Consider the following 12,318-nt stretch of genomic DNA (forward strand, 5'->3'; position numbering starts at 1 on the left):
GAGCGGGCCCGATCGCATCAGGAGTGCACCCATGAGTACCCCGGCCCCGTCCTCGACCGCGCCGAACGGACAACAGCAGGGCGACCCTGGCAACCAGCCGAGCGGGCAGACCCCCGCCGCGCCCGCACCCGAGACGCCGCCCACGCCCGCCGCACCGCAGCAGCCGACCGCGCCGACCGCCCCCGCGACCGCGCCGGAAGCGGCCCCCCGCCGGCCCCGCCACGCCCGTACCGCCCGCCCCGACCCCCGCCGAGCAGTAGCCCGCCCCGGTACAGGCCGTCGAAGGCGACATCAGCCGTCTGCCGCAGTGGGCGCAGCGCGCCATCACCGAGAGCCAGGCAGCGGCCCGTACCGCCGCCGTGCCGAACGCCGTGTACCAGGCCGCGCCCGCGGCGGGAGCCGATCCTCTCACCCTGCTTGACTCCCTGTCGTTCCGCACCGCCGTCGAGGCCATCGACCCGGCCGACACCGCCGCACTGACGGCCGCCATCACCGCCGCCGTCACGGCGAACCCCCGCCTCGGTTCCGCCCCGGTGCCGGGCCCGGCCCGCGGCGGCGCCGAGTTCAACGGGCCCCCGGCGGGTGACCGCAAGCCCGCCTCCCTCGCCGACGCCATCGCCGCCAAGTTCAGCGGCTGACACCAGACAGGAGCACCGCCCCCATGCCCGTCACTCTCGACGAAGCCAAGAACAACGCCACGGACGATGTCGACGTGCAGGTCATCGACGAGTTCCGCAAGGAATCCGTACTGCTCGACTCCCTCGTCTTCAACGACGTGGTCAACCCCGCCGGCGACGGCGACACCCTCACCTACACGTACCGCCGACTGATCACCCAGCCCACGGCCGCGTTCCGCAAGCTCAACACCGAGTACGCGCCGAGCGAGGTCAAGACCCAGCGGTACAGCGTCGACCTCGCCGTACTGGGTGGGTCGTTCCAGGTCGACCGGGTGATCGCCCGTATCGGTCCGGCCGCGTCCAACGCGGTCACTCTGAACATGCAGCAGAAGATCAAGGCCGCCCGGACCACGTTCCAGGTGATCTCTGGCCTGTCGTCCTGGCCCGGATCGTTCACCCCGTCCGCCATCGAGACGGACCCCATCAAGTACTGGGCCGCGTTCGCGTAGCACCGCGCCGCCCCTCCCCCCGTCCGCCCCCGGCACCGCGCCGCGGGGCGTTTTGCATGTCTGGAGACAGCACCCATGACCGTTAAGGGCATCGACGTTTCGTCCTACCAGTCGACCACCTACAGCACCGCCGGACTCGACTTCGTGTTCGTCAAGGCCACCGAGGGCACGTCCTACGTCAACCCCAGGATGACCGCGCAGGCAGCGCGCCCGCGCCGCCGGGCTGGTCGTCGGGTTCTATCACTTCCTACGCCCGGGCGACATAAAGAAGCAGGCCGCGTACTTCGTCCAGAAGGCCGCCAGCCTCGAGGGCGACCCGCTGTTCGCCGACTGGGAAGACGCGGGCGTGTCCTGCGCACAGAAGGACGAGTTCATGGCGGAGGTCAAGCGCCTGCGCGGGAAGACGCACCGCGTCGGCCTCTACTGCAATCAGTACTACTGGCTCCACCGCGACAACACGTCGAACGTGGGCGACGCCCTGTGGATCGCCGATTACGTCACGGTCGGAAAGCCGCGCATCACGGCCGCGTGGACGTTCCACCAGTACACCGACCGGCCCGTTGATACGAACGTCGGCAAGTTCGCAGACCGCGCCACCCTGCGCGCGTGGGCGAACAAGAGCGCCGACAAGGACGACGAGCCGAAGACATACACCCCGCCCAAGTTCCCCACGGGGCTCGCGCCGAACAAGAGCCAGCCGTCGGCCGTGCCACTTCAGCGCGCGCTGAAGACGGCAGGGTTCATGCCCAAGAGAGTCAAGGAGCCGACCAACTACGGGCCGCAGACTCAGGCCGCGGTCGCCAAGTTCCACACCGCGCACCCGCAGTACCGCGCCAAGGGCAAGACCAACGACCCGGCGATCGGCCCGAAGGGCTGGGCCGCCCTGTTCCGCCTCGCCTACGACAAGTAGGCCCTCGCCCGCCCCGCCATCACCGCGCCCCGGGGCGGGCCACCACCTCACCGCCGCACGATGGGAGACACCCCCTATGAGCGACAAGACCAAGCGCGCCATCCGCACCGCGATACAGACCCTGCTCGCCATCGCCGCCGTACTGCCCGCCCTCGCCGCCGTGATCGCCGATAACGACGCCCTCGCCGTCGCCGCCCCTTGGCTGGTCGCCGCCGCCGGATCAGCAGCCGCCGCCGCGGGCATCGTCGCCCACATCATGGCCACGCCCGCCGTCGAGCAGCTGCTCGACCGACTCGGCATCGGCCTCCCCGACACCGGGGGCGGCACCGAGTGACCGAGCCCTCGCCCAACGATCAGGCTGCGGTCGCCATCGAGCTCGAGCACATCCGGCGAACCATCGAGGTCGGGTTTACCCGCACCGACGGCGCCCTCGCCCTGCTCGTCCAACGCCACGACCAGAGCGACGAGACGCAGAAGGAGCACGCCCGACGCCTCGACGCCCTCGAGCGCGCCCGGTGGCCGCTCCCGTCCGTGGCCGCGCTGGTCGCTCTGTGCGGCCTGCTGCTGTCCCTGTGGCAGCTCACAGCCGATGACATGGCAACGCCCCCGTACGGCCGCTCACGGCCGTGCGGGGGCGCCTTTGTCATTACTGGCGCACTTCTTGCTCTGTAGCACTCCACACCCGTCGCGCACGCTGGGTACCGTTCTGAGGTATACGCCCGACGGATGGAGCACGGATGCATCGCCGCCCGCCTGAACCCCGCCGGCGCCACGCCGCAAAGGGGGCTCACTGATGTTGGAAGAAGCCGAGGAGATCGGCCGTCGCGCACGGCGTGCACGGCTCCGTCTCGGGATGCCCCAGGCCGACCTCGCCGCCGCCCTGGGGAAGTCTCAGGGGTGGGTGTCGAAGATGGAACGCGGCCTTATCGAACTTGATCGGGTCGGCCTGCTCAACCTGCTCGCCGCCGAGCTGCATGTGCACCCGAATGACCTGATCGGCCGTCCGTACAACAGCTCGCCCGACGAGAATCAATGGCAGGTCGCCGCGTCATCCGTCCTGCGCGAGCTGCGCCGGTATGACCTCGCCCCCATTTTCGACGGCCCCCCGCGGCCGGCTGGTCAGCTCTGGCAGGAGACCACCCGACTGCACCGCCTACGCGACGCAGCAGCGAACGTGGCGATCATGCAGGTACTTCCCGACCTGTTCCGGGAGGCTCGCGCCCTCGTCGAGGTATCGACCGGACATCAGCGCGAGGAAGCCTTCGCGATCTACGCCGTGTGCTGCAAGTTCGCGCACACCGCCGCACACGCCCTCGGCCACCCCGAATTGGTTGCCATGGCCTGTGAACGGGCCGCATGGTCAGCGCGGTTGTCTGGTGATTCCGTCATGCCAGCCGTGGCCGACTGGATGCGGGTATGGGATATGTGGGCAACCGCAGATTGGGCGGATGCCGTCGCCCTCTCGGACAAGGCGCTTCGAAGCGTGCAGCAGGGTTACGACCAGGGCGAACCGCTGGCCATTCGTGCATGGGGCTCGTTGCAACTGCGCGCGGCGGTTTCGGCAGCACGGGGCGGACTCCGGGCGGAGGCCGAGGACCGCATCGCGCACGCCAGGGACGCCGCAGATCGGTTGGGCGAATACTCCGGTCCGCCGGTGTACGACCGGCATTCGCTCACGTTCTCGCCGGGCAACGTCCAGATTCACGCCATCAGCGTTGCGCTTGAGATGCGCGAGCAGCGAAGGGCTCTGGCCATAAACCGCAAAACCAGTTCGGAACTTGTGGCCGGGCTCCCCAACTCACGCCAGGGGCACCACCACATGGACCTTGCCCGCGCGTGGCTTTGGGATGGAAACCGGGACAAGGCGTTGAAGGAACTGGAGAAGGCCGAACGCATCGCGCCCCAGCTCATCCGCAACCACCCCATTGCGCGGTCAACCCTGCGTAGCCTCGTCTACGCCGAACGAGCGACCACCCGTGAGAAGCTGCGCCGCATGTCAGACCGCTTTCACCTTGATGGATGAGGGTGATATTCCTGCGGTTCATATTCGGCTACTGCCCTGCTCCTAGCTTCGGGGCATGGCCGAACAGACTTCGAAGCAACTTCCCGCGCAGGGCGCCGAGTTAAGCGCAGGCGCCCCGTTTCGCCCCCGGCTCGGCGACCTCGCCTCAGACCTCGCGGAAAACGGGCGGATCGGCGTCGTCGTCCGTGTACCGGGCGCAAGCTCGGCGACCTACCACCTGCGCCCACCGGGAGGCGGCCGGGAATGGTCGGCCCCGTCCAGCGGTGACGCCTTGCGCCCCGTGCCCGTGCCGGTCACGCACGTCAGTCCCCTGAAACGGGACGTCATCTATGACCACCGGGCGCAGCAGGCCGCCCTACCGGTCATGGTCCACCACGAAGACGGCGGGATGTCCGAGTCGGTGCTGATTCTGATGCCCGAACAGGTCGAGCTGTACCGAATCCAGCTCGACCACATCATCGAGAAGCGGCACCAGGCCCGAGAGGGTAAGCCGTGAGCACGGCTGTGCTGACGCTCGCTCCGCTTGGCTCGGCACACACTTCCGCGCGGCTCCCCCTCGCCTTCCACTGTGCAGCGACCGCCCACGACCTAAGCGGCACCCGCAAGGTCATACTCGCCACCTACCGAGCGCCCACGCCTCGACTGGCCGCCCGATGGATGCAAGCCGAAGCGCTGCACCTAGCCCGCCTGCTCGACCCCCACCCTGGCGAGCCCTACCTCGGGAGGGCTCCCGTCCTCCCCACCGGGCCCACGTGTCCCCGCCCTCACGCCTACCTGTACGCATGGGCTCAGGAACCCAGCCAGTACGAGCAGGCTCTGTCGACACTCGCAACCGCCGAGCCGTACCGCATCAGCGTCACCGACTACGACGCCCGGTACAACCTGCTCGCCGCTCCCCTGCTGATGCCGCCCAGGCCCCCGCAGTCCCCCGCCCCCGCCGGGTGCCAACCCACCCCGGCGAGGGCGGGCCGGCGCCGCCGGAAACCGGCGAGGCACGCCGCCCGCTGACCGCCGCCCCCGCGTATTTACCGGTTCCCCCGCGGCGCGGGGGCGGTGCACCACCCCAGGCGACCGCAGGGTCAGGGTCGCACCCATCTACTCATGGAGGCACTCGCGTGAGCACAGCTACCGTGATCGGTATCCAGTCCGTTGAGCTGGAGATCACCGGAACTTGCCAACTCCGGTGTACCCACTGCTGCACCAGCAGCAGCCCGCAGGCACCCTCCGGGCACATGACCCGCGACGACTGGTCGCACGTCATCGCGGACGTGGCCGAGCTGGGCATCCCCATGGTCCAGTTCATCGGCGGCGAGCCGACCCTCTCACCACACCTGCCGCAGTTCATCGACAAAGCCCTCGACGCTGGCCTCGGTGTCGAGGTGTATTCGAACCTCACCCACGTACGGCCGTCTCTCTGGGACTCGTTCAGTCGTAAGGGCGTCTGCCTCGCCACGTCCTACTACAGCGACGACCGGGCCCAGCACGAGGAGATCACCCGCACGCGGGGAAGCCTCGACCGCACCAGGGCCAACATCGTCGAAGCGGTCCGCCGCGGTATCCCCATGCGCGCCGGCATCGTCGAAGTGATCGAGGGGCAGCGCGTCGAGCAGGCCAAAGCGGAGCTCCACCGGCTCGGCATCAAGGAAATCCAGGTCGACCGCATGCGCAAGGTCGGCCGCGCGGCCGAGCCGGACACGAGCATGCCGACCGCCGCCGAGTTGTGCGGACACTGCTTCCGGCACCGCGTATCCGTCTCCCCCGACGGGGCCGTGTCCGGCTGCATCCTCAGTCGCTTCATGGTCGCCGGCAACGTCCGCGAACAGCGTCTCGCCGAGATCCTGCACAGCGACCGATGGGGCGAGATGATTGCAGCCGTGCCCGAGCCGCGCGCCGACGCCTGTACCCCGGCCGATTCGAACGACTGCGACCCCGCCCGAACGCCCGCCTGCAACCCGAAGCACTTCGCACCCGCCCCGCCGCCCTCCCTTGGAGTCCACGCGTGAACTGGTCCACCCGCGCCGTCTCTCTAGCCGGCGCCGCGACACACCGGCACTCCCGATGGACGCCGGCCGTCGCCGCTACGCCACGGCACCTGCTCGTCCCCCGATGGTGGGAGCGCGGTTCGGACGGCTGGGAGCTGCACGACGGTCCCTCAGACCCGAATCGCTGGCTCGACGCGGCGTACCGCGACACCTCGCTCGTGACCCGTGTCGGCCCCTTACACGCCGACTACGCCACGGAGGCCGACCGGCCGCACGGCCGGCCGACGTCCTCGGCCACCCTGCCGAGCCTGGTCGTGGGCATGTTCCAGCATGCCCGCATCGATGACGGCGACCGGCTGCTCGATGTGGGCACGGGAAGCGGGTACGGGGCCGCCCTCGCTGCCCGCCGACTGAGCGACGAACAGGTGACAAGCGTCGATGTCGACCTCTACCTGACCGAGATCGCCCGCAAGCGGATGAGCGAGGCTGGGGTCGCTCCCACGCTCGACACCATCGACGCGACCGGCGACCTGCCGTACGAGCCCGCGAGCTTTGACCGGATCGTCGCCACCGTGTCCGTACGCACGATTCCCGCAAGCTGGCTCCGGGTACTCCGCCCCGGCGGTCGGCTGGTGACCACGATCGCCGGTACCTCCCTCCTCGTCACAGCCGAGAAGGACGAGGACGGGGGCGCGACCGGGCGCGTCGAGTGGGACCGGGCAGGGTTCATGCACGCTCACCACGGTGACGACTACCCGCCCGGGGTGGCCATTCGCCTCGCCAAGGCCGCGGAACTGGACGGAGATGACGTCACCCGCGGACCGTATCCCGTCGTCGACGTGGCGAACGCGTGGGACCTCGCGTCCATGCTCGACGTCGAGGCGCCCGGTATCGAGCACGAGTACCGGGAGGACGGCGAGCAGCGTGTCGCGCTCATGGCACATGCCGACGGATCGTGGGCTCGGGCGACGGCGACCGGGAACGAGCGGCCCACCGTGCACCAGGGCGGTCCCCGCCGGCTGTGGGACGCCCTCGATAAGGTCCGCGACTACTGGCTCAGCAACGGCGAGCTACCGGTGCGAGGGGCCCGCGTCGACATCATGCCCGACGGTCGTACGTTCCTCGGCCGCGGAAAGTGGTCTGCCGCGCTGAGCTGATCCCAGCGGGAAGGGCGGCCCTGGTACGGCTTCCGCCAGAGGGCGCTCATGGCGGTCGAAATCGGTTCTGAAAGGCGCGATGCCCGGACAGCTCCCCAGCTGTCCGGGCATTCGTGCCGTCCGCCGCACCCCCGTCCCCACGGGGTTTAATGGCCGGAAGTCCCCGGCCCGGGCCGCTCTCCCGGACCCGGAGCGCTTAGCGCCCCAGCATTCCCGCCACGGACGACGCCTGTGTGACGACGGCATCCCAGCCGCCGAAGGTGATGGTCAGGAGGATGGCCATCGGCAGCACCATCGCCGCCGCGACCAGAGGATGGCGGGTGCCGGTCTGCGGACCGCCGAACGCGTCGAGCGCCGCGTCCACGGACCCGCGACGACGTGTCCGGATGGTCGTGCGTCCAGCCGTGTCCGCCATCGTCCCTCCTCCGTCACATCTGGGGGCGGCGAGCGTCTGACCTCGGGGGACGAGTGCTGCGCCCGCCGCTTGACGACTACATTAGGCGCGCACCCCGGTGCTCGGCGTCATGCCTTCGTATCGATTGCCGGGCCTCCCGGAGGATGACCCCGGGAGGCGTGGACTACTCCCCTGGGTGGAGATGCGCCCTCATGCCTTGGGGTCTTCCCGGAGGGGTCCGGGGAAGAGATCCTTCCGGAGCCCCTCCGGAGCCCATGGAGTGTGCCCCTCCGAACGTGTGTCAGCCCTGCTCACTCGCCCTCCCCCTGCTCGCCGCGGGGCACCGGCTGCTCCACCAGTGCCAGAACCCGATTGGCCATGAAGCGGGCCGTCCGCACGACGGCCCCATTACGGGTGACTTCGCTCACTTCCACGACCCCCCGCCGGACCGCGGTCTCGACCCTCCGGCCCGCTCTGCTGGCCACCACTTCATACGTCCGCGTCGTGTCCCCCGCGTCCACGACTATCTCCACACGATCACCCTTCACGGTCTCAATCCCCCTTTGGAGACGGCCTTTTGAGATCACGCAGCGCGGACCGGAGCGACGGATTGCCACGATTCCGGCCCACTTCTCCAGGATCTCAGGCACCACTGACAATCCATCGCCCGACGCATGCGCGGCCTCTCAGCGCGCGGCGCCGTCAATCCGTAAGCTGTGCACGTCAGACGGAGGGCAACGGGCAACAGCGGCGATCCGACGGCTGATCGGCGGCAAACGGCAAGCAGACGGCAGCGGATGGGGCTCCCCACCAGGGGTCAGGGCCTGTCCGGAGCGGTGATCTGGATCAGGGAGCGGGGCGTGGTGCGTGCGATCGCAAGGCGCCGGAAGGCCCTCGTAGCGGAGCTACCAGGGCATTTCGACAACGCCGCGAGCGGGGGCACCTCCCAGCGGCAGCTGGGGAAGCGTGCCACGCCCCGCGAGCCCAGATCACCGCTCCGGACCGGCCCTGAGGTAAGGGGCCTCCCCACCGGAGGTAGGGGACGGACATGGCGATGATGCGGCTCCGGCGCGAGGACCCGCGTGTCGTCGGCTCCTTCCGCCTGCACCGGCGGCTCGGCGCGGGCGGCATGGGGGTGGTCTACCTCGGCTCCGACCGGCGCGGGCAGCGGGTGGCCCTGAAGGTGATCCGGCCCGATCTCGCCGAGGACCGGGAGTTCCGGTCGCGGTTCGCCCGGGAGGTCTCCGCGGCGCGGCGGATCCGCGGCGGCTGTACGGCCCGGCTGGTGGCCGCCGATCTGGAGGCCGACCGCCCCTGGTTCGCCACCCAGTACGTACCGGGCCCCTCCCTCCACGACAAGGTGAACGAGGAGGGCCCGCTGCCCGCCGCCCAGGTCGCCTCGATCGGGTCGGCGCTGGCGGAGGGGCTGTTGGCGGTCCATGAGGCGGGGGTCGTCCACCGCGACCTCAAGCCCTCCAACATCCTGCTCTCCCCCAAGGGCCCGCGCATCATCGACTTCGGCATCGCCTGGGCGACCGGGGCCAGCACCCTCACCCACGTCGGCACGGCGGTCGGCTCGCCCGGCTTCCTCGCGCCCGAGCAGGTGCGGGGCGCGGCGGTCACCCCGGCGACCGACGTCTTCGCGCTGGGCGCCACGCTCGCGTACGCCTCGACGGCGGACTCGCCGTTCGGGCACGGGAGTTCCGAGGTGATGCTCTACCGGGTGGTGCACGAGGAGCCGCAGTTGCTGGGCGTCCCCGACGCCCTGGCGCCGCTGCTCCACGCCTGTCTGGCGAAGGACCCGGAGGACCGGCCGAGCACTCTGCAACTGTCGCTGCGGCTCAAGGAGATCGCGGCGCGCGAGGCGCACGGCCACGGGACCGGCGGCGGGGGCTACGGCGGCGGCCATCCCCCGGCGCGGCGCCCCGAGGCGTACGCCGACCAGAACACGGAGCGGCGCCCCGGCACGACGCCCGCCCCGCGCGGCGGGTCCCCGTCCTCGCGGCCGGGAGCCGGTACGGGCGGGACCGGGGGGCGCCCCTCGGGGCGGAACACCCCCGCGCGTCCGGCGCAGCGCCGGAGCCCGCGGCCGCCCGTGCGGACGGACCGCCAGGGCCGCCCGGCCCATCCCGTCCGCACCTCGCCGAACGGACGCCGTCCCGGCGGGCCGAACCCCCGGCTGCTGCGGCAGCGGCTGACCGTGTTCGTCGTGGTGACGCTGCTGGTGGCGCTGGGGATCGCGGCGGCACAGGGCTGCCAGGGTCCGGCGAACGGGCTGGGCGCGCCGCCCATGCCGACGGGGTCGGCGGGGTCGGCGGGGTCACCGGGGTCGGTCTCGTCGACGGCGCCGCATTCGGCAGCGCCGCATTCGGTGGCGGCCGAGCCTGACGGCCGCTAGTTGCGGAGTGTCCCGCGGGGCTTGGCGCCTGCGGCGGGCCACGCGGCGGGGCCGCATATCGGTGCTTCCCCCTCCCCGCCCCTTCCCGAAACTGGGGCTCCGCCCCAGACCCCGCTCCTCAAGCGCCGGAGGGGCTGGAAGGCGGTGCTCCGCCCCTGGCTGTCAGAGTCCCGGTCTGCCCGAGGTGACCGCGTAAAAGGCGACCGCCGCCGCCGCGCCCACGTTGAGGGAGTCCACGCCGTGGGCCATGGGGATCCGGACCCACTCGTCCGCGGCCATCAGCGCCTGGGTGGAGAGCCCGTCGCCCTCCGCGCCCAGCATCAGCGCGACCCGTTCCAGGCGGTGCGGGGCCGCGTCGTCGATGGTGGTGGCCTTCTCGTCGGGGGTCAGGGCGAGGATCTTGAAACCGGCGTCCCGGACCGCCTCCAGCCCGCGCGGCCAGCTCTCCAGACGGGCGTACGGCACGGAGAAGACGGCGCCCATGGAGACCTTGACCGAGCGCCGGTAGAGGGGGTCGGCACAGTCCGGGGAGAGGAGCACGGCGTCCATGCCGAGGGCCGCCGCGCTGCGGAAGATGGCACCCGTGTTGGTGTGGTCGTTGACGGACTCCATGATGGCGACGCGCCGCGCGTCCCGCAGGACCGACTCCGCGTCCGGCAGCGGCTTGCGCTGCATAGAGGCGAGGGCGCCGCGGTGGACGTGGTAGCCCGTGACGCGTTCGGCCAGTTCGGGGCTGACGGCGTAGACGGGGGCGGGCACGTCCTCGATGACGTCCCGCATCACATCGACCCACTTGGACGAGAGCAGCATCGAGCGCATCTCGTAACCGGCCACACGGGCGCGCCGGATCACCTTCTCCCCCTCGGCGATGAACAGGCCCTCGGCCGGCTCCCGCTTGCGTCGTAGCTCCACATCGGTCAGACCCGTGTAGTCGCTCAGCCGCGGGTCGTCCGGATCATCGACGGTGATGAGATCAGCCACTTAAGTGATACTGCCTTGTCCTGGATGCGGTGCCAATGAGCCCGACGCGAATAAGTTACCGACGGTTACGTCATCCGTGGTCACGGGCGGAGAGGGCGACGACATCGCCGATCACCACGACCGCCGGGGGCCGTACGCCCTCGGCCGCGACCTTCTCCGCGACGGTGGCGAGGGTCGCGTCCACCCGCCGCTGTGTCGGGGTGGTGCCCTCCTGGACCACGGCGACCGGGGTGTCGGCGGCCCGGCCGTGCGCGACGAGGGCCGCGGCGATGGCGCCGATCTTCTCGACGGCCATGAGCAGCACCAGCGTGCCGCGCAGCCTGGCCAGCGCCGCCCAGTCCACCAGGGAGCTGGGGTCGTCGGGGGCGACATGGCCGCTGACCACCGTGAACTCATGCGCGACGCCCCGGTGGGTCACCGGGATCCCGGCCGCGCCCGGGACGCTGATGGAGCTGGAGATGCCGGGGACCACGGTGCACGGGATCCCGGCCGCGGCGAGCGCCTCCGCCTCCTCCATGCCGCGCCCGAAGACGAAGGGGTCGCCGCCCTTGAGGCGGACCACCGACTTGCCCGCCTTGGCGTGCTCGATCAACGCGTTGTTGATCGCCTCCTGCGCCATGAAGCGGCCGTACGGGATCTTCGCCGCGTCGATCACCTCGACATGCGGCGGCAGTTCATCGAGCAGATCGCGCGGGCCGAGGCGGTCGGCCACCACCACGTCCGCCTCGGCGAGGAGGCGGCGGCCGCGCACGGTGATCAGGTCCGGATCGCCCGGCCCGCCGCCCACCAGCGCCACATGGGGGCCGCGGGTGCGGTGGCGGGGCGCGGCGAGCGTGCCGTCGCGCAGCCCCTCCACCACGGCGTCCCGGACCGCGGCGGAGCGGCGCGGATCCTGCCCGGTGAGCACGGCCACGGTGACGCCCTCGCTGCGTCCGGTGGCCGGGGTCCAGGCGGAGGCGGCCTCGGCGTCGTCGCTGCGGACGCACCAGACGCGGCGCGCCTCGGCCTCGGCGGACGCGGCGGCGTTGGCCTCCGGGTCGTCCGTGGTGATCAGCACGTACCAGGCGCCCTCGAAATCGCCCTCCCGGTACCGGCGGCGCTCCCAGCGCACCTCCCCCGCCTCGGCCATGGCCTCGACGGAGGCCGTGGCGGACGGCGAGATCAGCAGGATGTCCGCACCGGCCGCTATCAGCGCGGGCAGCCGGCGCTGGGCCACCTGGCCCGCTCCGAGGACGACGACCCGCCGCCCGGAAAGGCGCAGTCCGACCGGGTACGCAAAGTTTTCGGACATGGCGGTGCGGCTCTCCTCGTGCGAATGCGCGGCCGCTGCGGCGCTGGAGCGGCTGA

Annotated in this window: 13 protein-coding genes and 1 pseudogene; 10 read left to right on the forward strand and 4 right to left on the reverse strand. The window is 71.1% G+C overall.

Annotated elements, in window-relative coordinates:
• The first annotated feature begins 359 nt into the window (after window positions 1-359).
• The 9 genes and pseudogenes from AB0E24_RS28520 (at window position 360) to AB0E24_RS28560 (ending at window position 7,198) form a co-directional block, all read left to right on the forward strand.
• Window positions 360-638 carry a hypothetical protein gene (locus tag AB0E24_RS28520; RefSeq protein ID WP_359381202.1) on the forward strand — a complete coding sequence of 93 codons (279 nt, stop codon included), beginning with the start codon at window positions 360-362 and terminating at the stop codon, window positions 636-638.
• 23 nt (window positions 639-661) lie between these two features.
• A complete protein-coding gene (locus AB0E24_RS28525; RefSeq protein WP_359381205.1) occupies window positions 662-1,126 on the forward strand; it encodes a major capsid protein in 465 nt (154 codons plus the stop codon).
• Between the two features lie 75 nt (window positions 1,127-1,201).
• Window positions 1,202-1,742: pseudogene (locus AB0E24_RS28530) on the forward strand (glycoside hydrolase family 25 protein); the annotation flags it as partial.
• 370 nt (window positions 1,743-2,112) lie between these two features.
• Window positions 2,113-2,370 (forward strand): hypothetical protein, encoded by a 258-nt coding sequence (locus tag AB0E24_RS28535; protein ID WP_359381208.1) that lies wholly within the window; start codon window positions 2,113-2,115, stop codon window positions 2,368-2,370.
• Window positions 2,367-2,708: a hypothetical protein gene (locus AB0E24_RS28540; protein WP_435865334.1), complete on the forward strand. Its 342-nt coding sequence runs from the start codon at window positions 2,367-2,369 to the stop codon at window positions 2,706-2,708. Before AB0E24_RS28535 ends, AB0E24_RS28540 begins: the two co-directional genes overlap by 4 nt.
• A gap of 121 nt (window positions 2,709-2,829) precedes the next feature.
• A complete protein-coding gene (locus AB0E24_RS28545; RefSeq protein WP_359381211.1) occupies window positions 2,830-4,059 on the forward strand; it encodes a helix-turn-helix domain-containing protein in 1,230 nt (409 codons plus the stop codon).
• A gap of 55 nt (window positions 4,060-4,114) precedes the next feature.
• Window positions 4,115-4,555: a hypothetical protein gene (locus AB0E24_RS28550; RefSeq protein WP_359381213.1), complete on the forward strand. Its 441-nt coding sequence runs from the start codon at window positions 4,115-4,117 to the stop codon at window positions 4,553-4,555.
• A 634-nt stretch (window positions 4,556-5,189) separates the two neighbouring features.
• Window positions 5,190-6,062 carry a radical SAM/SPASM domain-containing protein gene (locus AB0E24_RS28555; protein WP_359381360.1) on the forward strand — a complete coding sequence of 291 codons (873 nt, stop codon included), beginning with the start codon at window positions 5,190-5,192 and terminating at the stop codon, window positions 6,060-6,062.
• The gene (locus tag AB0E24_RS28560) at window positions 6,059-7,198 is read left to right on the forward strand and encodes a methyltransferase domain-containing protein (RefSeq protein ID WP_359381216.1); all 1,140 of its coding nucleotides are present in this window, start codon (window positions 6,059-6,061) and stop codon (window positions 7,196-7,198) included. The genes AB0E24_RS28555 and AB0E24_RS28560 overlap by 4 nt, the downstream gene beginning before the upstream one ends.
• Window positions 7,199-7,394: 196 nt before the next feature.
• Here AB0E24_RS28560 and AB0E24_RS28565 read toward each other — a convergent pair whose 3' ends face one another.
• Both AB0E24_RS28565 and AB0E24_RS28570 read right to left on the reverse strand, forming a co-directional pair.
• Window positions 7,395-7,613, reverse strand: a complete 219-nt coding sequence (locus AB0E24_RS28565) for a hypothetical protein (RefSeq protein WP_069869730.1) — start codon at window positions 7,611-7,613, stop codon at window positions 7,395-7,397.
• Between the two features lie 290 nt (window positions 7,614-7,903).
• Window positions 7,904-8,140 (reverse strand): DUF8836 family protein, encoded by a 237-nt coding sequence (locus AB0E24_RS28570; RefSeq protein ID WP_069869871.1) that lies wholly within the window; start codon window positions 8,138-8,140, stop codon window positions 7,904-7,906.
• A 500-nt stretch (window positions 8,141-8,640) separates the two neighbouring features.
• Here AB0E24_RS28570 and AB0E24_RS28575 point away from each other — a divergent pair, with 500 nt between their 5' ends.
• Window positions 8,641-9,990, forward strand: a complete 1,350-nt coding sequence (locus AB0E24_RS28575; protein ID WP_359381219.1) for a serine/threonine-protein kinase — start codon at window positions 8,641-8,643, stop codon at window positions 9,988-9,990.
• A 162-nt stretch (window positions 9,991-10,152) separates the two neighbouring features.
• On the opposite strand, the gene AB0E24_RS28580 is transcribed toward AB0E24_RS28575, so the two are convergent.
• Entirely contained in the window at window positions 10,153-10,971 is an 819-nt protein-coding gene (locus tag AB0E24_RS28580; RefSeq protein WP_069869728.1) for a TrmH family RNA methyltransferase, read from the reverse strand.
• Between the two features lie 70 nt (window positions 10,972-11,041).
• Window positions 11,042-12,262, reverse strand: coding sequence for a uroporphyrinogen-III C-methyltransferase (gene cobA, locus AB0E24_RS28585; protein WP_347234455.1), 1,221 nt, complete (start codon window positions 12,260-12,262; stop codon window positions 11,042-11,044).
• Between the last annotated feature and the right edge of the window lie 56 nt (window positions 12,263-12,318).

The organism is Streptomyces malaysiensis subsp. malaysiensis (assembly GCF_040653035.1).
Taxonomy (GTDB): Bacteria; Actinomycetota; Actinomycetes; order Streptomycetales; family Streptomycetaceae; genus Streptomyces; species Streptomyces malaysiensis.